The organism is Martinezella lusitana (assembly GCF_010668395.1).
In the GTDB taxonomy this organism is placed as follows: domain Bacteria; phylum Pseudomonadota; class Alphaproteobacteria; order Rhizobiales; family Rhizobiaceae; genus Rhizobium; species Rhizobium lusitanum_A.
On the sequence record NZ_WUEY01000035.1, the window covers coordinates 26,357 to 45,180 of the forward strand.

The following is an 18,824-nucleotide window of genomic DNA, read 5'->3' on the forward strand; positions in this document are numbered from 1 at the left end:
CATGGCTCTCTACGTGGCGCTGCTCCACAGCATCGTGCTTGGCGCCGGACGCAGGGTTGTGATGAGTGATCTCAAGGCGATGGCGGAAGGGCTTGGCTTTCGCAACGCCCGCACGCTTGTTGCGACCGGCAATCTCGTTTTCGAGAGCGAGAAGCGGTCGATTGCTTCTATCGAAGCGCAACTCGAAGCTGGTTTTGTCAAAGCGTTCGGCAAGCATGTCGACATCGTCGTGCGGGACGCCGAGACATGGCTGAAACTTGCCGAAGGCAATCCCTTTGTCGATGGCATGGGCAGCGAGGTCGCCATTCGCGTCATGCGTCAGCCGCTGGAGCCCCGGATTCTCGAAGTACTTGCGAAATATCGTCAGGGCGAGCGAATGGCTATTGTCGGCGGCGATCTCTGGATCGATTTCGGTCTCAAGGCCAGCGAGACGAAGTTGTTGCCGGCCCTGACGACGAAGCGGCTTGGCATCGGAACGATGCGGAACTGGAACACGGTGCGCGGTTTGACCGAGATGATCCGGTCTTAATGCCGCTTTTCCTTTACTAGAATGCGAAATGCCGCTATCAGGCGCGCGAGCAGTCAGTCAGAATTTACTTACTGCTCACCTTTCGAAACCACCCGCATTCGTTGGCGGGACTGGACAAGGAGAATATCGATGTCCCAATCTGTTTCCCTGACATTTCCCGATGGTTCCGTGCGCAGCTTCGCTGCCGGCACGACCGGTCGCGATGTCGCCGAATCCATTTCAAAGTCGCTGGCTAAGAAGTCCGTCGCCATTGCTATCGACGGCACGGTGCGCGACCTGTCCGATCCGGTATCGGACGGCAAGATCGAGATCATCACCCGGGCAGACGATCGCGCGCTGGAACTGATCCGCCACGACACTGCCCACGTTCTCGCCGAAGCCGTGCAGGAGCTATGGCCGGGAACGCAAGTGACCATCGGTCCGGTCATCGAAAACGGCTTCTACTACGACTTTGCCAAGAACGAGCCCTTTACGCCCGACGACCTGCCGGTCATCGAGAAGCGGATGCGCGAGATCATTCAGCGCAACAAGCCTTTCACCAAGGAAGTCTGGTCGCGCGAGAAGGCCAAGGAAGTGTTCGCCGCCAAAGGCGAAAACTACAAGGTTGAACTGGTCGATGCCATCCCTCAAGGCCAGGATCTGAAGATCTATTACCAGGGCGACTGGTTCGACCTCTGCCGCGGCCCGCATATGGCCTCCACCGGCCAGATCGGCAATGCCTTCAAGCTGATGAAGGTTGCCGGTGCCTATTGGCGCGGCGACAGCAACAATCCGATGCTGACCCGCATCTACGGCACGGCATTCGCCGAGCAGGCGGATCTCGACAACTATCTGCACATCCTGGCCGAAGCCGAGAAGCGTGACCATCGCCGTCTCGGCCGCGAAATGGACCTGTTCCATTTCCAGGAAGAAGGCCCCGGCGTCGTCTTCTGGCATGGCAAGGGCTGGCGCATGTTCCAGACGCTGGTGTCCTACATGCGCCGCCGGCTGGAGGGCGACTATCAGGAAGTCAACGCGCCGCAGGTGCTCGACAAGTCGCTTTGGGAGACCTCGGGTCACTGGGGCTGGTATCGTGACAACATGTTCAAGGTCACCGTCGCCGGCGACGATACGGACGACGACCGCGTCTTCGCGCTGAAGCCGATGAACTGCCCTGGCCATATCCAGATCTTCAAGCATGGCTTGAAGTCTTACCGCGAACTGCCGATCCGCCTTGCGGAATTCGGTGCGGTTCATCGCTACGAGCCGTCGGGCGCGTTGCATGGCCTGATGCGTGTGCGCGGCTTCACGCAGGATGACGCGCATATCTTCTGCACCGACGAGCAGATGGCCGCCGAGTGCCTGAAGATCAACGATCTGATCCTGTCCGTTTATCAGGATTTCGGCTTCAAGGAGATCGTCGTCAAGCTGTCCACCCGCCCGGAAAAGCGCGTCGGTTCCGACGAACTCTGGGATCGCGCCGAAAGCGTGATGACGGATGTGCTGAAAACCATCGAGGCGCAGTCCGAGGGACGCATCAAGACCGGCATCCTGCCGGGCGAGGGCGCGTTCTACGGACCGAAGTTCGAATATACGCTCAAGGATGCCATCGGCCGTGAATGGCAGTGCGGCACGACGCAGGTCGACTTCAACCTGCCGGAGCGTTTCGGCGCGTTCTACATCGACCAGCATTCGGAAAAGACGCAGCCCGTCATGATCCATCGCGCCATCTGCGGTTCGATGGAACGCTTCCTCGGCATCCTGATCGAGAACTTCGCCGGCCACATGCCGCTGTGGGTCTCGCCGCTGCAGGTCGTCGTGGCCACCATTACCTCCGAAGCCGATGCCTATGGCGAAGAGGTTGCCGAAGCACTGCGCGATGCCGGTCTCACCGTGGAGACCGACTTCCGCAACGAGAAGATCAACTACAAGATCCGCGAGCATTCGGTGACGAAGGTTCCGGTGATCATCGTCTGCGGCAAGAAGGAAGCGGAGGAGCGTTCGGTCAATATCCGTCGCCTCGGCAGCCAGTCGCAGACGTCCATGTCGCTCGACGAGGCCATCGCATCGCTTTCTCTGGAGGCGACGGCACCAGACATCCTGCGCAAGCGCGCAGCGCGGCGCGCCAAGGCCGCTTGACGGCAACCCAAATCTGACGGCACCTTCAGGGTGCCGTCAGAGAACTGACATAAAGCTTTCATATAGTTGATGAATCAACGCGTTGCTGTGGTTGCGGCATGGGACGCAACTGAACCATAGGAGCGGGGCAGCCCCGTCGCGCACTTGGAATTCAAAGAATTATCCTACGCCAATGAACGGGACCCGCGTATCAAGCGCTGGTTCATCCGCTCCATCGAGGGCCTTTCCGGCCGAGATCGGTACGCACGGCTCTACGATATCTGGCGCACCGATATCGTCGGCAAGAGCGAACGGGTCTTCGGCAAGATGCTCGATCTCATCGACGTGCGCCTGCTGATCAAGGGCGAGTGGCCGCCGAGCCAGATTCCCGAAGCGCCGATCGTCATCGTCGCCAATCATCCCTATGGCATCGGCGACGGGATCGCGGTGATGGCGCTTGCCGAGCAGCTCGGCCGTCCCTTCAAGGTCCTCATCAACAACGAATTGTTGAAGGTGCCGGAAATGCTCGACTATTCGCTTCCGGTTTCTTTCGAGGAAACCAAGGACGCGATGGCGATCAATATGAAGACCAGGCATGAGGCCGTCCGCCTTCTCAAGGAAGGCACGACCATCATCGTCTTTCCCGCCGGCGGCGTCGCAACGGCAAAGAAGGGTTTTGGCAGGGCGGAAGATCTGCCTTGGAAAATGTTTCCCGCCAAGCTCATTCAGGCCGCGCGCGCCAGTGTCATTCCCATCTATTTCGAAGGGCAGAACGGTCGGCTGTTCCATCTGGCGAGCCGGATCTCGATGACCCTGCGCATTTCGCTGCTGATCCGGGAATTCCGGCGTCTTTCCGGCAGCACCATCACAGCCCATATCGGCGCATTGAGAAGCTGGGAAGCGCTCAGCGAAGGCAGCGATCGCAAGGATCTGCTGTCGAAACTATATGGTGCGGTCTTCTCGATGGCGCCGCCGAGACGGATGCTGCGCCGCAAGGCCGGATGAGCGGGAAGAGTGTAGAGTTCGCTGTCGACGAGCGGTGACTGCTTCGCCGGCTTGAGCTGGCGGCCGCAAGCGCGCCATCGTCAATCCATGCTTTCGCCTTCGTCGCCGCCGGAGGGCGCCAATTGCTCATAGGTCGGCAGCGGCTGCTGATTGATGGTCGCGGGCGGCGTCTGGCTCTGGCGCATCGGCGGCATCTGGATCGGAAGCTGGCGGGCCGGCTGTTCGTCGTCGGCATCCTGCGGCTGCTGTTCCTTCATCAGCACTTCCACGTCCGTATTCACGCCTGCGGCAACTGTGAAATCGCGCTGATAGATCTTGTCCTTGTTGCGGGCGACGGCGGTGTAGCGGCCTTCGGCAAGCACCATGGTCGGAAAGGCGCTGACGCTTTCCCCGACGATATCTCCCGCGGACGTCAGGATCGACCAGGCGGTATCGGCGATCGCCTCGCCGCCGGCGTCGGACACCAGCTTGAGGGTGATCTTTGCCGCCCTGTGCTGGATGGTCGCCTGCGTCACCTTGCCGGCTTCCACCTGGATATCGGCGCGGATGACGGCATTGACGTCTCCATACTCGGAAACGATGTGATAGGTGCCGGCACTGAGACCGACCAGCGTGTTCGGCTTGACGTCGTCCATGACGAGACCGCGTTCGCCGTCTTCCTTCGCCTCGCTCGAATAGATCGAGAAGCTCAGCTCGTTCGGCGGGATTCGGACGTCCGATCCGGAAACGGCATTCAAAACCATTCCGCCCGCATCGAGGACCATCGTCTGCTTTTGCGTATCGCCGGTTTCCGGCACGCTCAGCCTCTTGGTAACGCCGGCGCGGCCGAAGGAAACGTTGACGAAGTAATCGCCTGGCTGAAGGTGGAAGGAGGCAGAGCCACCCCGCGAACTGGCAACCAGCGGCAGCTTGCCATCGGCGCCGGCAATCGGGCTGAAGACATACCAGGAAAGGCCCTGCTGCTGCGGGCTGCTCTGGGGCGTCATCTTGGCCTCGAGGAAAACGTCGCGCAGGGTTCGGGCCGGAGAATTCTCACCGTCGGGCGCGACAAAGGCGTTGAGCTTCGGCATCTTCACGCTGCCGTCCAGCTGCTTGAATTCCTTAAAGGCTTCCTGCGCGGAGGCGGTCGTACCCAGGCTCGCGAGCATCGCAAAAACTGCGCTCAATCGGAGAGCGGATGAAATGCCTGACATGGATACCCAACCGATTGACTTCCGATAAAACACACGCCACTTCAAAACCAATGCAGTGGCAAATTCAAGACCTACATCCTCCCATAAGCCAAAATGAAGGCAGTCCATCAATGAAAACCGATATCAAGCTGGTCGACTATCTCGCTGTGCGCCGATCGATCCCCGCGTTCCAAATGTCGGAGCCAGGCCCGGAAAAGGCTGAAATCGAGGAGATTCTCCGGCTGGCTTCGCGCGTACCGGATCACGGCAAGCTCGCGCCATGGCGCTTCATCGTCTATCGCGGCGAGGAGCGTGCGCGCATCGGCGAGGAGCTGCTGAAGCTTGCGCTGGAAGTGAGGCCCGATCTTTCCGAAGAAATGATCCAGGTCGAGCGGACCCGCTTCACCCGCGCGCCTGTCGTCGTTGCGGTTGTCAGCACCGCCGCGCCGCATTTCAAGATTCCGGAATGGGAACAGCTGATGTCGGCCGGCGCGCTTTGCCTGAATTTGCTGATCGCCGCCAACGCCCATGGCTGGGTCTCCAATTGGCTGACCGAGTGGTTTGCCTTTGACGAGCGCGCCTATCCGCTGCTTGGCGTCCAGCCGGGCGAGAAGGTGGCAGGCTTCATCCATATCGGTTCGACGACCTTCCCGCCCGTCGAGCGTCCGCGGCCGGAACTCTCCGAAACCGTGACCTGGGTCGGCGGCGAGGACGCGTGATGTTCTACACGACGGATAGCAATCGTCACGGGCTGGCGCACGATCCTTTCAAGGCCATTATCGCGCCGAGGCCGATCGGCTGGATCGGCAGCAAGGGCAGGGACGGCTCCCTGAATCTCTCTCCCTATTCCTTTTTCAACGCCGTGAGCGATCGGCCGAAGCTGGTGATGTTCTCGTCGGCCGGCCGAAAGGACAGCGTTCGCAATGTCGAGGAGACGGGCGTTTTCACGGCCAATCTCGTCAGTCGCCATATCGTGGAAAAGATGAACCATTCCTCGATTGCCGTTCCCTATGGCGTCAACGAATTCGAACTGGCCGGACTGACGGCCGTGCCCGGCCGGTTGGTCGATGCGCCCTACGTCGGCGAGGCCTTTGCAGCCCTCGAATGCCGGGTGACGGAAGTGCTGGAGCCGAAAGGGCTTGATGGCGAACCCTCCGACAACATCATGGTCATTGGCCAGGTCGTCGGTATCCATATCGACGAAACGATCATTCGTGACGGCAGGCTCGATATGGCGCTGGCACGGCCTGTCGCCCGCATGGGCTACATGGATTACAGCGAGGGCAGCGACGTCTTCGAGATGATGCGGCCAAAGGCTCCCTGAAGGGGCCTTTGGCGTCGATATGCGAAAGGTTAATAAGCAAGGTAAACGTCCCGTTAACCTTTCCCCGATAGCGTGGTGAATATGAGTTTGCGGGGCTGGAATCGCCTCGTCGATATCGGGGCGTTACGTGATCATAGAAGCATTCCTTCGCTGGGCTGAGACCGCCAAGGCAGAAAGCAGAGCCAGGGCGGCCAACGCGCTCGGCAGAGCCTATCTGCAATCGGAGATGCCGGCGGAAGAGCGCGCGGCTGCGGAGATGGCGATGACCTATCTGCTCGATGACCCGTCCCCGCGCGTGCGGCTGGCTCTTGCCGAGGCGGTCGCCCGCTCGGCCAGCACGCCGCGCAACGTCATTCTCTCCCTTGCCGAGGATCAGCCCGAGATTGCCGGGCAGATCATCCTGTTGTCGCCCGTATTCACCGATGCCGACCTTGTCGATCTGGCGCTGCATGGCAGCGACGTGACGCGGGTGCTGATCGCCTCCCGCGGGGAGGTGCCGCGCGCTGTCTGCGCGGCACTTGCCGAGATCGGCGGAGAGATCGAAATCCTGTGCCTGCTTGAGAACGATGGGGCGCTCCTTTCCCAGGCCTCGCTGAAACGCATCGCAGAGCGTCTGGGCGATTGCGCCGATATACGCGGACTGCTTCTTTCGCGGGATGCGCTCTCTTCGGACGTCAGGCACCTGCTGATGCGCCGGGTCAGCGAAGCGCTGTCGGGCTCCGCGCTCGTGCAGACCGTCATCGGCAGCGGCCGACTGCAGCAGGTGACGCGCGAGGCGACCGAATCGGCGACGGTTGCCATTGCAGGAACGGCGCAGCACGAACAACTACCCGATCTGGTCGAGCATCTCAGGCAAAGCGGCTGGCTGACGCCGGCTTTCCTGATGCACGCGCTATGCTCGGGCAAGGTCGATTTCTTCGCCTGTGCGATCACCAATCTTTCCGGCTGCGATGAGCGGCGCGTGCGCTCGATCATTTCCAGGGGCCGCGTCTATGCCATCCGCGCGCTCTATGAAGATGCCGGACTATCGAGAGATGTCAGCACGATCTTCGTCGAGGCGACGATGATCTGGCGTGAAGCCACCCGCAAGAACGGCACTGCCTTGCTGGAGAACGTTTCCTCGCGGCTGATGCGGAAATTCCGCCTTGCGGAGCAACCGCCTGCCGCTGCGATGCAGCTGCTCGACATGGTGGAGAAGCTTGCGAATGCCGAACGGCGGCAGGCCGCACGCAGCTTCGCGGCACTCGCGACGCTCGCCGCCGCGTGATATCCAGCCGGCGTCCTGTTTTCCGAGGTTCATCATGTCACTGACGATATCAATCGAATCCCCGCGCCAGGAAGGCGTCATCCGTCTTCTGGACATGTCGAGCGCCTATGCGGAATCGCTCTATCCGCCTGAAAGCAACCATATCCTCGACCTGGCCTCGCTGGAGAAGCCGGACGTGACCTTCTGGGTCGCCAGGCTGGAAGGAGCGATCGTCGGGTGCTGCGCCCTGGTGGACGCGGGTGACGGCACTGCGGAGATCAAGCGGATGTTCGTCGACCCCGCCGCCAGGGGACGCAACGTCGCGCGCAAACTGATGGAAACGCTCGAAGCAGCGGCGCTTGAAAGAAACCTTGCTGCCATACGGCTGGAAACCGGCATATACCAACCGGAAGCAATCGGCCTCTACCGGAAATTCGGCTACGCCGAAATCCCGGCCTTCGGCAGCTACAAGCCCGACCCGCTCAGCCTTTTCATGGAAAAACGGCTGGGAAAGGCGTAGGCGAGGGATCAGCGCTCGGCAGCGTCCCGAACATGCAATTGCAGTTCCGGTTCCTGCGCCTGAAGCTCTTCGGTCAATTCCGCCTCGCGAATCCATTCACGCCAGATGGCGACGATGATCGCCATCAGCACCGGACCGATGAACAGGCCGAGGAAACCCATGGTCTTCACGCCGCCGACCAGGCCGAAGAAAGTCGGCAGGAAGGGCAGCTTGATCGGGCCGCCGACAAGCTTCGGACGAAGCGTCTTGTCGACGATGAAAAGCTCGATGGTGCCCCAGAGGAAGAGGGCGATGCCTGCCCAGAGCGAACCGCTGGCGATGAGATAGATCGAGACGAGCGACATGGACAGCGGGGCGCCACCCGGCACCAGGGCCATGACACCCGTGAGGACGCCAAGCGTGATCGCTGATGGTGCGCCGGCGATCCAATAGGCGACGCCGAGAACGATGCCTTCGCCGATGGCAATCAGCGTCATGCCCATGACGGTCGAGCTGATCGTCGCCGGCACGACGCGGGAAATCCGCTCCCAGCGATTGGGAAGGATGCGCTCGCCGAGCAGATCGACCTGCCGAACGAATGTCGAGCCGTCGCGATAGATGAAAAACAGAGCGATCAGCATGAACAGCAAGGTCAGGACGACATGGAACGCCCCGCCGCCGGCTGCGAGCACCGCCCGGTAGATATTGCCGATATGGGCGCCGCTCACGAGCTGCGCCAGCTCGCCCAGCGAGCCGGGGCTGCCGACATATTGCGTCCACTGGTCACCGAGCCACGAGCCGATGACGGGCAAAGCCAGAATCCACTGCGGCGGCGGCGCGCCTTCACGATTCACATGCACAGCCCAGCCGAACCATTCACGTACCTCACCGGCCATGTAGATGGCGGAAAGAACGATCGGCAAGACCAGAAACGTGACGATGAACGCAATGGCGATAGTGGCGGCAAGCGTCGTGTTTCCGCCGGTGCGGCGCACGATATCGTTGTAGAGCGGCCAAGTGGCGAAGCCGATCACGGCAGCGGCCAGAACGGGAACGAGAAAGCCGTAGAAGAAATAGATGCCCGCAATGGCAATCAGGATCAGCAGCCAACGCGCAGCTGAAATGGATGGTATCAGCGGCAGGCGCGCATGCGCGCTGGACCCGAGCCACCGATGCTCCTTCGGCTTTTGACGTTCAAATACACCCACCGGACTTACTTCACCCCTCTTTTATAGATCAACCGGTTATGGGGTATGATCTTGGCCGTTTCAAGAGCGACGGTCCAAAGCTTCTTATTCAGGTCCCGTGACAATAACACGACTGCGATACCGGCGGGAGCAAGGTTGTCAGAGCGGTCGACGGATAATCTTGAAGGCAAAAAACTGGGTTTTCTGTGTGGGATTGAAATTATTGTCAGCCACCATGACCAATAGATCCGTGCCATCCTTCGCCTTGCCGAAGGTAATACCTTCGATGTTGTCCGGGGCGAGCCCCAGCGCACGCAGATCCATTATCTGTGTCTTGCGCACCGGAACGATACGCTGGTCGGCCTTCGCAAGCGACGGGATATCCGCGACATCGGTGGCGCCATCGAGGTCGAACATGCTGATTATCGCGGAATTGCCGACGCCTTGTGCGTAGCCGCGCTCGATCGACAGCAGGTGACGGTCATCGAGCGCCAGGATCTCCGACAGGCCGAAGTCGTTCCAGCCGATGGCCGTGGATGGCGCCTGCGGGATCGGCGAGATCGGATAGACATATTGCGCCTTCTGATTGCCTGTCACCGCGTCATAGCGGATGAGGCGCGCGAGCGCGCCGCCCGTCAGTGTCGTGACAGGTCCATCCTGATAGAGCGCCGATTCCGTGCCAACCAGCATGTCGCCATCAGACAGAAACGTCAGGCCTTCGAACGCCAGATTGTCGCGAATGCCTGTGCTCTTGTCTGCCGTCGGAGCGAAACCCGCCGGCAAGGGAAACTCGCGAACGAAGCTGCCATCGCGATTGGCGACACGCACCAAGGGAGGCAGCAGCGCCTTGCCGTCGCCTTCGCTGGTCCAATAGATGCCATCCTTGCCGAGGCGGATGGCTTCGCCATCCACCGTCTTGACCGCGAAAGGCTGGCCGTTCCTGTCCTTCAGCGTGATGTGATCGACAATCGTGACACCCTTCAGTCCGCTGGCATCGATATCGATTTCGAGATCGTAGAAGCGGGCAGGCGCCTTTTCGGAACGATCGTCGCTGATCGCGATATAACGGCCGGTGGAAGGGTCGAAGTCGATGCCCGAGAGGCCGCCGACCTCCACTCCATTCTCCATGAAGCCAGTGGGAATATCGTAAGTACCGAGATAGGAGAGGCTGATACCCGCCTTGCAGTCGCCAAAGGGGCAGGGCACGTCGATGGTCGCCCCGATATCCAGCGCATGGGCAGCCTGGCCGAACAGGAGAACGGCGGCAGTCGTCAGAAATGGCTTCAACATGGCAAAATCGTCAACCCGGATTGTGAAAAGGCGGCGTTCAAAACAATGCCGCCATCTACACATCCATCCATGACGCCTTCGTAACGGATGCCGGACAATCCGGTAAAATATCGCGAAGACCGCCGGCTGCGGCAATCTTCGGTTGCTAAGCCGTCAGATATCCAGATCCTCGGCGAAGGCTGCCCGTTCCTGAATGAAGCGGAAGCGGGCGTCGGCCTTGGTGCCCATCAGATTGTCGACGGCATCGCGCGTGCCTTCGAAATCCACCTCGTCGATCTCGACGCGCAGTAGGGTGCGCTTGGACGGATCCATCGTCGTTTCCTTGAGCTGGGCAGGCAGCATTTCGCCGAGACCTTTGAAGCGACTGATCTCGACCTTGCCCTTGCCCTTGAACTCCGTCGCCATCAGCTCCTGGCGATGGGCATCGTCGCGAGCGTAGATGGATTTCGATCCCTGTGTGATTTTGTAGAGCGGCGGCACTGCCAGAAACAGGTGGCCCTGCCGCACCAACTCGGGCATCTCCTGATAGAAGAAGGTGATGAGGAGCGATGCAATGTGGGCGCCGTCGACGTCGGCATCGGTCATCACGACGATGCGTTGATAGCGAAGATCTTCCTCGCGATATTTCGTGCGCGTGCCGCAACCGAGCGCCTGGACGAGGTCGGTAATCTGCTGATTGGCGGAAAGCTTTTCGCGGCCCGCGCTCGCGACGTTGAGGATCTTGCCGCGCAGCGGCAGGATTGCCTGGTTCGTGCGGTTTCGCGCCTGCTTGGCCGATCCACCTGCCGAATCGCCCTCGACGAGGAACAGTTCTGCACCTTCGGCGACGTTCTGCGAACAATCCGCCAGCTTGCCGGGCAGGCGCAGCTTGCGCACGGCCGTCTTGCGATTGACTTCCTTTTCCTTGCGGCGGCGCATGCGCTCCTCGGAGCGCTCGATCACCCATTCCAGCAGCTTTTCGGCTTCGGCAGGATTGTCCGTGAGGTAGTGATCGAAAGGATCGCGCAGAGCGTTTTCAACGATGCGCTGTGCTTCGACCGTCGCAAGCCTGTCCTTTGTCTGACCGACGAATTCAGGCTCGCGGATGAAGATCGACAACATGCCGACGCCGGAAATCATCACGTCGTCCGTCGTGATGTTGGCCGCGCGCTTGTTTTGCGTGAGGTCGGCGTAGTTCTTCAGGCCCTTGGTCAGGGCAATGCGGAAACCGGCTTCGTGCGTACCGCCTTCGGGAGTCGGAATCGTGTTGCAATAGGAGTGGATCTGCGGGTCGCCGCCATACCAGGTGATCGCCCATTCCAGCGAGCCGTGACCGCTTTCCTTCTCCGACTTGCCGGCAAAAATCTCGCGGGTGACGGTGAACTCGTTGCCCATCGTCGCCTTGAGGTAGTCCTTCAGGCCGCCCGGGAAATGGAAGACCGCTTTTTCGGGAACATCGGCGCCTTCGGGCGCCAGCTCCGGATCGCAGCTCCAGCGGATCTCGACGCCGCCGAACAGATAGGCCTTGGAGCGGGCCATGCGGAAGACGCGGGCCGGATCGAAGCGGGCGTGATCGCCGAAGATCTGCGGATCGGGATGGAAGCGGACGCGCGTGCCGCGACGGTTATGCACATCGCCCAGCTCTTCGAGGCCGCCGACCGGCAGGCCGCGCGAAAATCGCTGGCGATAAAGCTTGCGGTTACGGGCCACCTCGACTTCCAGATCATCCGACAGCGCGTTGACGACCGATACGCCGACGCCGTGCAGGCCGCCCGACGTCTCATAGGCCTTGCCGTCGAATTTGCCGCCAGCATGCAGTTTCGTCATGATGACTTCGAGCGTGGACTTACCCGGCACCTGCGGGTGGTTTTCCACAGGAATGCCGCGACCGTTGTCCGTGACGGTCAGATATCCCTGCTGATCGAGATAAACCTCGATGAAGTTGGCATGACCCGCCACCGCCTCGTCCATGGCGTTGTCGATGACTTCGGCGAAAAGGTGGTGCAGCGCCTTCTCGTCCGTGCCGCCGATATACATGCCCGGACGCATGCGAACCGGCTCGAGCCCCTCGAGAACGCGAATGGAGCTCGCGCCATATTCCTCGGCCGAAGACGTCGTCGGAACCGCGCGCACCGGTGCGGCCGCGGGCTTTTCAGCCTTCACGGCAGGCTTTACCGCTGCTTCCGGTTTCGGCGAGCGGGGTAGTTCGGAGAAGAGATCTTTGCTGTTATCCATAGAACTTCAAACTGCCAGATTTGTCCTGGAGGGGCCAAACCCCGTTATTGTCGCATTTATCGCGGCTATTCGCGAATCACCGTGATTCTGCCAGAAACGGCGCACAAGAGCGATGGCGCCCGAGAACGGCGAATTGATGAAGAGATTTGCGTTGCCGGGTGACGAATGGCAAGCCCGATGGCCGATCAGAGGAACTATCCGCATGCGAATGTCCACAGCTCATTTGCCTATCCTGTCCGCAATATCGGGCATTCTGCTGCTGGCGACCATTCAGGACGCTGCCGCCGATATGCTCAAACCCTTCAAGGACGAGCTGTTTTCCAACCAGACGGTCATCGAAAGTCACGACAACGGCGCATTCCAGACCATCGACTACCAGGAAATGCGGGATATCAACGGCCGCGACCAAATCCCGGAGAAGCGCGTCAAACCGGCCTATGTCGACACAGGCGTACGCTGGAAGGCGCAGGAAGACGAGACGCTTCAGCTTGGCGACCGCAAGGTCGATGTCACCCGCATCGGTCCCGCATCGAAGCAGGCCTTTACCGTCATCTTCATCCACGGTCGGGGCGGCGACCGGCGGCTCGGCTCCAACGACTATACGTTCGGCGGCAATTTCAACCGGCTAAAGAACCTCGCCTATGGAAATGGCGGCACCTATTATGCGCCGAGCGTCAAGGGCTTCGACAGCAACGGCGTCGCCGATATCGCCGCGCTGATCCGCTATTCCTCCGAACAGTCCGGCGGCAAGCCCGTCATCCTGACATGCGCGTCCATGGGCAGCTTCATCTGCTGGGGCATCACCCGCGACGCCGAAAGCGTCAAGCGCCTGAAGGGCATGGCGATCCTGAGCGGCGTCACCGATCCGGATTTCACGAAGAGCGCCTTCTACAAGGCGAAGCTGCCGCTCTGGTTCACGCATGGCAGCAAGGATCCGGTCTATGCGGCGGCCGACCAGGAAGCCTTGTTCGAGAAACTCTACAAGGCGCACTATCCGACGCGCTTCACGCTTTTCGAAACCGGCAACCACGGAACGCCGGTGCGCATGACCGATTGGCGCAAGGTGCTCAACTGGATCGTCGATCCGCAAGCGTCGTGAAAGCTGCGAGAAGATCGGATTTATTTTCCGGATAAGCATTTTTCAAACGATTTGAACCGGCTTCGGCTTCAATCGATAACTTTCCTTTCCTCCTCCTTTTTGTTAGTCCGACTGATGAAATAGGGGGAGACAACCGGAATGACGAATACCATGCGGCCGCTTCTGGCCGGAAACTGGAAGATGAACGGTACGCGTGCGAGCCTGGATCAGATCAAGGCGATCGCGGATGGCGTCAAGACGCCGTTGTCCGAGAAAATCGATACGCTGCTCTGCCCCCCGGCCACCTTGCTCTATGTCGCCACCGCGCTTTGCGACGACAGCCCGCTCGCGATCGGCGCGCAGGATTGCCATCAGCAGGTCAGCGGCGCCCATACGGGTGATATTTCGGCGGAGATGATCGCGGACTGCTTCGGCACCCACGTCATCGTCGGCCATTCCGAGCGGCGCAGGAACCACGCGGAAAGCGATATGCTGGTGCGTGCCAAGGCTCAGGCCGCGCTCGATGCCGGGCTCATCGCCATCATCTGCATCGGCGAAACGGCCTATGAGCGCAACAGCGGCCAGACGCTCGATGTGCTGAAGCGGGAGCTCATAGGCTCCATTCCCGATGGCGCAACGGCGGAAACGACCGTGGTCGCCTACGAGCCGGTCTGGGCGATCGGCACGGGCGTCGTGCCGACGCGAGAGAATGTGGATGAGGCACATGCCTTCATCCGCGCGGAACTCATCGAGCGCTTCGGCAAGGAGGGCGCAAACATGCGAATCCTCTATGGCGGATCGGTCAGCGGCGCCAATGCACGCGACCTTCTGGAGGTTCCGCACGTCAATGGTGTTCTTGTCGGCGGCCAGAGCTTGAAAGCCGCCGACTTCCTCGCCATTTATGCCGCATTCGAACCGCAGTTCGCCTGAAGCAGCACCTTGCCCGGAATTCCATCCTTAAAAGGGCTTGGAATAGGCGAGAGCCTCATGTAAAGAGCCGCAAGCTTTTGTTTTTGATGCCCGCCCGCGGGCAGGACTGGACCTATGCAAACCGTACTGCTTGTCATCTATCTCATGGTTGTCGTCGCCCTTATCGGCGTGGTGCTGATTCAGCGCTCCGAAGGCGGCGGCCTCGGCATAGGCGGGGGATCGGGCTTCATGTCCGCGCGTGGTACGGCCAACGCGCTGACGCGCACCACGGCCATCCTGGCTGCGCTGTTCTTCATACTCGCGCTCGGCATGAATGTGCTGTCGCGTTTCGAAGCACGCCCGACCGATATTCTCAACCGCATTCCGAGCACGGCCGGCCAGGGCAACGGCATTCTCGATTCGCTCGGCGGCCAGAACGGCGCCGCACCGGCGAACGGTCAGCCGAAGCCGGCCGACAACAGCGGCGTTCCGAACAGCGGAGCCGTCGCTCCGCAGTCGCAGGCGACGCCGCCCGCCACGACGAATCAGCCCGCTGCTGCCGCACCTGCGCAGCAGGCTCCGGCTGCGATCGGTCAGCAGACCGCGCCGGCAGCCACCACGACTGCGCCCGCCCAGAGCGGCGACGTTCCGACCGGCAAGTAAGCCTGGTCGTAAAGATCATCCCCGGCAGGTCCTCGGATCTGCCGGTTTTGTTTTGTCTATATTCCGCCTTGTGCGTCCAAAATTCCGGAAACGAATTTTAGGGCTAGCGGAATCATTTGTTAAAAGGTATCCGGTGACTCCCATGGCGCGATATGTATTCATCACAGGCGGCGTGGTTTCTTCCCTCGGAAAAGGAATTGCGGCTGCGGCTCTCGGAGCGTTGTTGCAGGCTCGTGGTTATCGAGTCCGCCTGCGCAAACTCGACCCCTATCTGAACGTGGACCCGGGCACCATGAGCCCGACCCAGCACGGCGAGGTCTTCGTCACCGACGACGGTGCGGAAACCGACCTCGATCTCGGCCACTACGAGCGCTTCACCGGCCGCTCGGCCACCAAGACCGACAACATCACCACCGGTCGCATCTACAAGAACATCATCGACAAGGAACGCCGTGGCGACTATCTGGGCGCCACCGTCCAGGTCATTCCGCACGTCACCAACGAGATCAAGGATTTCGTCATCGAAGGCAATGACGACTATGATTTCGTCATCTGCGAGATCGGCGGCACCGTCGGCGACATCGAAGCCATGCCTTTCATGGAAGCGATCCGCCAGCTCGGCAACGATCTGCCGCGCGGTACGGCGATCTACGTTCACCTGACGCTGATGCCCTATATTCCGGCTGCCGGCGAGCTGAAGACCAAGCCGACACAGCATTCCGTCAAGGAACTGCAGGCTCTCGGCATTCATCCCGACATCCTGCTCGTGCGCGCGGATCGCGAGATCCCCGAAGCGGAGCGCCGCAAGCTTTCGCTGTTCTGCAACGTCCGTCCTTCGGCCGTCATCCAGGCGCTCGACGTCGCCAACATCTACGACGTGCCGATGGCCTATCACAAGGAAGGCCTCGACAACGAAGTGCTGGCCGCTTTCGGCATCGAGCCGGCTCCGAAGCCGCGCCTGGAAGACTGGGAAGAGGTCTGCAACCGCATCCGCACGCCGGAAGGCGAAGTGACGATCGCCATCGTCGGCAAGTATACCGGCCTCAAGGATGCCTATAAGTCGCTGATCGAGGCGCTGCATCACGGCGGCATCGCCAATCGCGTCAAGGTCAATCTCGAGTGGATCGAATCCGAGGTCTTCGAAAAGGAAGATCCGGCACCTTATCTCGAGAAGGTTCACGGCATCCTGGTGCCGGGCGGCTTCGGAGAACGCGGTTCCGAAGGCAAGATCCTGGCCGCGCGTTTCGCGCGCGAGCGCAAGGTGCCGTATTTCGGCATCTGCTTCGGCATGCAGATGGCCGTCATCGAGGCGGCCCGCAATCTGGCCGGCGTCGAGAATGCCTCTTCGACAGAATTCGGACCGACGCCGGAACCGGTCGTCGGCCTGATGACCGAATGGCTGAAGGGCAACGAGCTGCAGAAGCGCACGTCATCCGGCGACCTCGGCGGCACCATGCGTCTCGGCGCGTACAAGGCAGCCCTGAAGAAGGGCACGAAGATTTCGGAGATCTATGGCACCACCGATATTTCGGAGCGCCATCGTCATCGCTACGAGGTCAACATCGATTACAAGGATAAGCTGGAAGATTGCGGCTTGACCTTCTCGGGCATGTCGCCGGACGGCGTCCTGCCGGAAACGATCGAATATGCGGATCATCCGTGGTTCATCGGCGTCCAGTACCATCCGGAGCTGAAATCCCGGCCGCTGGAGCCGCATCCGCTGTTCTCCAGCTTCATCGAAGCGGCGACGGAACAGAGCCGGCTGGTCTAAGGACCGTAAATCGCTTGCGGTAGTCGCTCGGGCTGACCGCAAGCCTTTCCCGAAAATGATGGCGCATGGTGGCGAGCGATCCAAATCCGCTCGCCACAGCCACATCGTCCAACGAAATGGCGGCCTGCTTTTCGAGTAGATCGCGCGCGCGGCGCAGCCGCTCGCTCAACAGCCATTCGCCCGGCGACATGCCGGTTGTGGCCTCGAAGCGGCGCTGAAAAGTCCGGATGCTCATGCCGGCCCGCGCCGCCAGTGCGGCGATTGGCTGTTCTTCCTGCAGGCGCTCGCGCATCCACTCAAGCAAAGGCCCCAGGCGGGCTCCCTCGCGCTGCCTCAGAACCGGCGTCTCGATATATTGCGCCTGGCCGCCTTCACGGTGAGGCGGCACCACCAGCCGACGCGCGACGCTGTTGGCGATGTCTGGTCCGAAATCCCGGCGCACGACATGCAGGCAGAGATCGATGGCGGCAGCGCTGCCGGCCGCGGTCAGCACGCTGTCTTCATCGACATAGAGAACGTCGGCATCGACGGTGATATCCGGATAGCGCGCCGCGATGGAATCGACGTAGCGCCAATGCGTCGTCGCCTTTCGGCCGGCGAGCAACCCTGCGGCGGCAAGGACCGCGACGCCCGAGCATAATGACATGATGCGCACGCCGCGGCGACTGGCTGCTTGCAACTCGGCAATCAGCGGAGCGGGGACAGGCGTGCCGATGCCGCGCCAACCGGGCACGACGATCAGATCGGCATCGGCCATGACTTCAAGTCCGTAATCGGCCTGCACCGTGAGGCCGCCGGCGGCGCGGAGCGGACCATCTTCGATCGCGCAGGCGGAAAAGCGATACCAGTCGTTCCCCATCTCCGGGCGCGACAGGCCGAAAATTTCATAGGCGATGCCGAATTCGAACGTACACAGCCCGTCATAGACAAGCGTGACGACATGTGGGCCGAGAAGATTGGGGCTATCAGTGTTTGGCATGATGTTGACGCTATATGGCATTACGGCCAATTTCAACAGCAAGATCGGTCAGGCATGAATGCACAGAACCAACCAAGGAGTGCTCCATGTCCCTCGTCAGTGAAATCCCCGCCGCAGCTCCGGACCTCATCGCCGAACACTATGCCCGGAAGCTTGCCTTCGAGACCGATTGCTCCGATGTGCATCAGGCTACGCTATCGGGCAATGTCGATTTCGTTCTGATCGATGTTCGCGGCCCAGCCCTGTTCCAGGAGCAGCATATTCCCGGCGCGATCAATCTGCCGCATGGCAAGATGACCGCACGCAAGATGGCGGAATGGCCGGACGATACGCTGTTTGTCGTCTATTGCGCTGGCCCGCATTGCAACGGCACCGACAAGGCGGCCTTGCGGCTGGGCACGCTCGGCAAGCGCGTGAAGGTGATGATCGGCGGCGTGACCGGCTGGGCGGATGAGGGCTATCCCTTCGAAATAGCCTAGCAGACCGACAGGACAGACCCGGCCTCATGCCGGGTTTGCTCATTTTTGTGACAGTGCGGCGAAGTTTGGCGCCTACGTCATTTGACTGTCGCGCCGCCTTCGTTTCCGTGGCACTCTTCGAGTAAGCATAACGGGAACAAAAGTATGATCCTCAATCCATTTGACGATGGCGTCGAGCGGCCGAAAGCCAAGATCGCCTTTAGCTTTGCGCTTTTGATCGTCTTCAACATTGCCGCATGGATCTGGGCTTGGGCTGCCTTTGCCGACAGGCCATCGCTTCTGGGCATCGCGCTGCTTGCCTACATGTTCGGGCTTCGCCACGCCTTCGATGCCGACCATATCGCCGCCATCGATAACGTCGTGCGCAAGCTGATGCAGGAAA

17 protein-coding genes and 1 pseudogene are annotated in these 18,824 nt (G+C 60.8%); 13 read left to right on the top strand and 5 right to left on the bottom strand.

Annotation, left to right across the window (positions count from 1 at the left end; genetic code table 11):
- The first annotated feature begins 1 nt into the window (after position 1).
- The 3 genes from GR212_RS34450 (at position 2) to GR212_RS34460 (ending at position 3,631) form a co-directional block, all read left to right on the top strand.
- Positions 2–529 (top strand): DUF1697 domain-containing protein, encoded by a 528-nt coding sequence (locus tag GR212_RS34450; protein ID WP_163994144.1) that lies wholly within the window; start codon positions 2–4, stop codon positions 527–529.
- Between the two features lie 129 nt (positions 530–658).
- On the top strand, positions 659–2,647 hold the full coding sequence (gene thrS / locus GR212_RS34455; protein WP_163994111.1) for a threonine--tRNA ligase: 1,989 nt from the start codon (positions 659–661) through the stop codon (positions 2,645–2,647).
- A 144-nt stretch (positions 2,648–2,791) separates the two neighbouring features.
- Complete coding sequence (locus tag GR212_RS34460; RefSeq protein ID WP_163994113.1) at positions 2,792–3,631, top strand: lysophospholipid acyltransferase family protein; 840 nt, start codon at positions 2,792–2,794, stop codon at positions 3,629–3,631.
- An 80-nt stretch (positions 3,632–3,711) separates the two neighbouring features.
- Here GR212_RS34460 and GR212_RS34465 read toward each other — a convergent pair whose 3' ends face one another.
- On the bottom strand, positions 3,712–4,779 hold the full coding sequence (locus GR212_RS34465) for a hypothetical protein (RefSeq protein WP_163994115.1): 1,068 nt from the start codon (positions 4,777–4,779) through the stop codon (positions 3,712–3,714).
- A gap of 155 nt (positions 4,780–4,934) precedes the next feature.
- Here GR212_RS34465 and GR212_RS34470 point away from each other — a divergent pair, with 155 nt between their 5' ends.
- The 4 genes from GR212_RS34470 (at position 4,935) to GR212_RS34485 (ending at position 7,893) form a co-directional block, all read left to right on the top strand.
- Positions 4,935–5,522: a nitroreductase family protein gene (locus GR212_RS34470; RefSeq protein WP_163994117.1), complete on the top strand. Its 588-nt coding sequence runs from the start codon at positions 4,935–4,937 to the stop codon at positions 5,520–5,522.
- Positions 5,522–6,127 carry a flavin reductase family protein gene (locus tag GR212_RS34475; RefSeq protein WP_163994119.1) on the top strand — a complete coding sequence of 202 codons (606 nt, stop codon included), beginning with the start codon at positions 5,522–5,524 and terminating at the stop codon, positions 6,125–6,127. The genes GR212_RS34470 and GR212_RS34475 overlap by 1 nt, the downstream gene beginning before the upstream one ends.
- 112 nt (positions 6,128–6,239) lie before the next feature.
- The gene (locus tag GR212_RS34480) at positions 6,240–7,394 is read left to right on the top strand and encodes a DUF2336 domain-containing protein (RefSeq protein WP_163994146.1); all 1,155 of its coding nucleotides are present in this window, start codon (positions 6,240–6,242) and stop codon (positions 7,392–7,394) included.
- A 34-nt stretch (positions 7,395–7,428) separates the two neighbouring features.
- On the top strand, positions 7,429–7,893 hold the full coding sequence (locus tag GR212_RS34485; RefSeq protein ID WP_163994121.1) for a GNAT family N-acetyltransferase: 465 nt from the start codon (positions 7,429–7,431) through the stop codon (positions 7,891–7,893).
- An 8-nt stretch (positions 7,894–7,901) separates the two neighbouring features.
- Here the strand turns inward: GR212_RS34485 and GR212_RS34490 are convergent, their stop codons facing one another.
- The 3 genes from GR212_RS34490 to parE all read right to left on the bottom strand — a co-directional run bounded on the left by GR212_RS34490 (position 7,902) and on the right by parE (position 12,563).
- The gene (locus tag GR212_RS34490; RefSeq protein WP_163994123.1) at positions 7,902–9,080 is read right to left on the bottom strand and encodes an AI-2E family transporter; all 1,179 of its coding nucleotides are present in this window, start codon (positions 9,078–9,080) and stop codon (positions 7,902–7,904) included.
- Positions 9,081–9,218: 138 nt separating this feature from the next.
- On the bottom strand, positions 9,219–10,349 hold the full coding sequence (locus GR212_RS34495) for an esterase-like activity of phytase family protein (RefSeq protein ID WP_163994125.1): 1,131 nt from the start codon (positions 10,347–10,349) through the stop codon (positions 9,219–9,221).
- Positions 10,350–10,502: 153 nt separating this feature from the next.
- Positions 10,503–12,563 (bottom strand): DNA topoisomerase IV subunit B, encoded by a 2,061-nt coding sequence (gene parE, locus GR212_RS34500; protein WP_163994127.1) that lies wholly within the window; start codon positions 12,561–12,563, stop codon positions 10,503–10,505.
- A gap of 202 nt (positions 12,564–12,765) precedes the next feature.
- Between parE and GR212_RS34505 the strand changes: the two genes are divergently transcribed.
- The 4 genes from GR212_RS34505 (at position 12,766) to GR212_RS34520 (ending at position 16,984) form a co-directional block, all read left to right on the top strand.
- Complete coding sequence (locus GR212_RS34505) at positions 12,766–13,662, top strand: dienelactone hydrolase family protein (protein ID WP_163994129.1); 897 nt, start codon at positions 12,766–12,768, stop codon at positions 13,660–13,662.
- A 138-nt stretch (positions 13,663–13,800) separates the two neighbouring features.
- Positions 13,801–14,571: a triose-phosphate isomerase gene (gene tpiA / locus GR212_RS34510; RefSeq protein ID WP_163994131.1), complete on the top strand. Its 771-nt coding sequence runs from the start codon at positions 13,801–13,803 to the stop codon at positions 14,569–14,571.
- A 114-nt stretch (positions 14,572–14,685) separates the two neighbouring features.
- Positions 14,686–15,213, top strand: a complete 528-nt coding sequence (gene secG / locus GR212_RS34515; RefSeq protein ID WP_163994133.1) for a preprotein translocase subunit SecG — start codon at positions 14,686–14,688, stop codon at positions 15,211–15,213.
- A gap of 142 nt (positions 15,214–15,355) precedes the next feature.
- Positions 15,356–16,984 (top strand): CTP synthase, encoded by a 1,629-nt coding sequence (locus GR212_RS34520; protein ID WP_163994136.1) that lies wholly within the window; start codon positions 15,356–15,358, stop codon positions 16,982–16,984.
- On the opposite strand, the gene ftrA is transcribed toward GR212_RS34520, so the two are convergent.
- Positions 16,947–17,984 carry a transcriptional regulator FtrA gene (ftrA, locus tag GR212_RS34525; RefSeq protein WP_163994138.1) on the bottom strand — a complete coding sequence of 346 codons (1,038 nt, stop codon included), beginning with the start codon at positions 17,982–17,984 and terminating at the stop codon, positions 16,947–16,949. The two genes, GR212_RS34520 and ftrA, sit on opposite strands and share 38 nt — an antisense overlap.
- 65 nt (positions 17,985–18,049) lie before the next feature.
- Between ftrA and GR212_RS34530 the strand changes: the two genes are divergently transcribed.
- Together GR212_RS34530 and GR212_RS34535 are read left to right on the top strand one after the other, a co-directional pair.
- Complete coding sequence (locus GR212_RS34530) at positions 18,050–18,442, top strand: rhodanese-like domain-containing protein (protein ID WP_163994140.1); 393 nt, start codon at positions 18,050–18,052, stop codon at positions 18,440–18,442.
- A gap of 144 nt (positions 18,443–18,586) precedes the next feature.
- Positions 18,587–18,824 (top strand): annotated as a pseudogene (locus GR212_RS34535) (HoxN/HupN/NixA family nickel/cobalt transporter); the annotation flags it as partial.

What these genes read in the sequence shown, in the direction of transcription:
- GR212_RS34450 (WP_163994144.1), top strand. Translation starts at nt 2, where the DNA reads ATGGCTCTCTACGTGGCGCTGCTCCACAGCATCGTGCTTGGCGCCGGA.
- thrS (WP_163994111.1), top strand. Translation starts at nt 659, where the DNA reads ATGTCCCAATCTGTTTCCCTGACATTTCCCGATGGTTCCGTGCGCAGC.
- GR212_RS34465 (WP_163994115.1), bottom strand. Translation starts at nt 4,779, where the DNA reads ATGCTCGCGAGCCTGGGTACGACCGCCTCCGCGCAGGAAGCCTTTAAG.
- GR212_RS34470 (WP_163994117.1), top strand. Translation starts at nt 4,935, where the DNA reads ATGAAAACCGATATCAAGCTGGTCGACTATCTCGCTGTGCGCCGATCG.
- GR212_RS34475 (WP_163994119.1), top strand. Translation starts at nt 5,522, where the DNA reads ATGTTCTACACGACGGATAGCAATCGTCACGGGCTGGCGCACGATCCT.
- GR212_RS34485 (WP_163994121.1), top strand. Translation starts at nt 7,429, where the DNA reads ATGTCACTGACGATATCAATCGAATCCCCGCGCCAGGAAGGCGTCATC.
- GR212_RS34495 (WP_163994125.1), bottom strand. Translation starts at nt 10,349, where the DNA reads ATGTTGAAGCCATTTCTGACGACTGCCGCCGTTCTCCTGTTCGGCCAG.
- parE (WP_163994127.1), bottom strand. Translation starts at nt 12,563, where the DNA reads ATGGATAACAGCAAAGATCTCTTCTCCGAACTACCCCGCTCGCCGAAA.
- GR212_RS34505 (WP_163994129.1), top strand. Translation starts at nt 12,766, where the DNA reads ATGCGAATGTCCACAGCTCATTTGCCTATCCTGTCCGCAATATCGGGC.
- tpiA (WP_163994131.1), top strand. Translation starts at nt 13,801, where the DNA reads ATGACGAATACCATGCGGCCGCTTCTGGCCGGAAACTGGAAGATGAAC.
- secG (WP_163994133.1), top strand. Translation starts at nt 14,686, where the DNA reads ATGCAAACCGTACTGCTTGTCATCTATCTCATGGTTGTCGTCGCCCTT.
- GR212_RS34520 (WP_163994136.1), top strand. Translation starts at nt 15,356, where the DNA reads ATGGCGCGATATGTATTCATCACAGGCGGCGTGGTTTCTTCCCTCGGA.
- ftrA (WP_163994138.1), bottom strand. Translation starts at nt 17,984, where the DNA reads ATGCCATATAGCGTCAACATCATGCCAAACACTGATAGCCCCAATCTT.
- GR212_RS34530 (WP_163994140.1), top strand. Translation starts at nt 18,050, where the DNA reads ATGTCCCTCGTCAGTGAAATCCCCGCCGCAGCTCCGGACCTCATCGCC.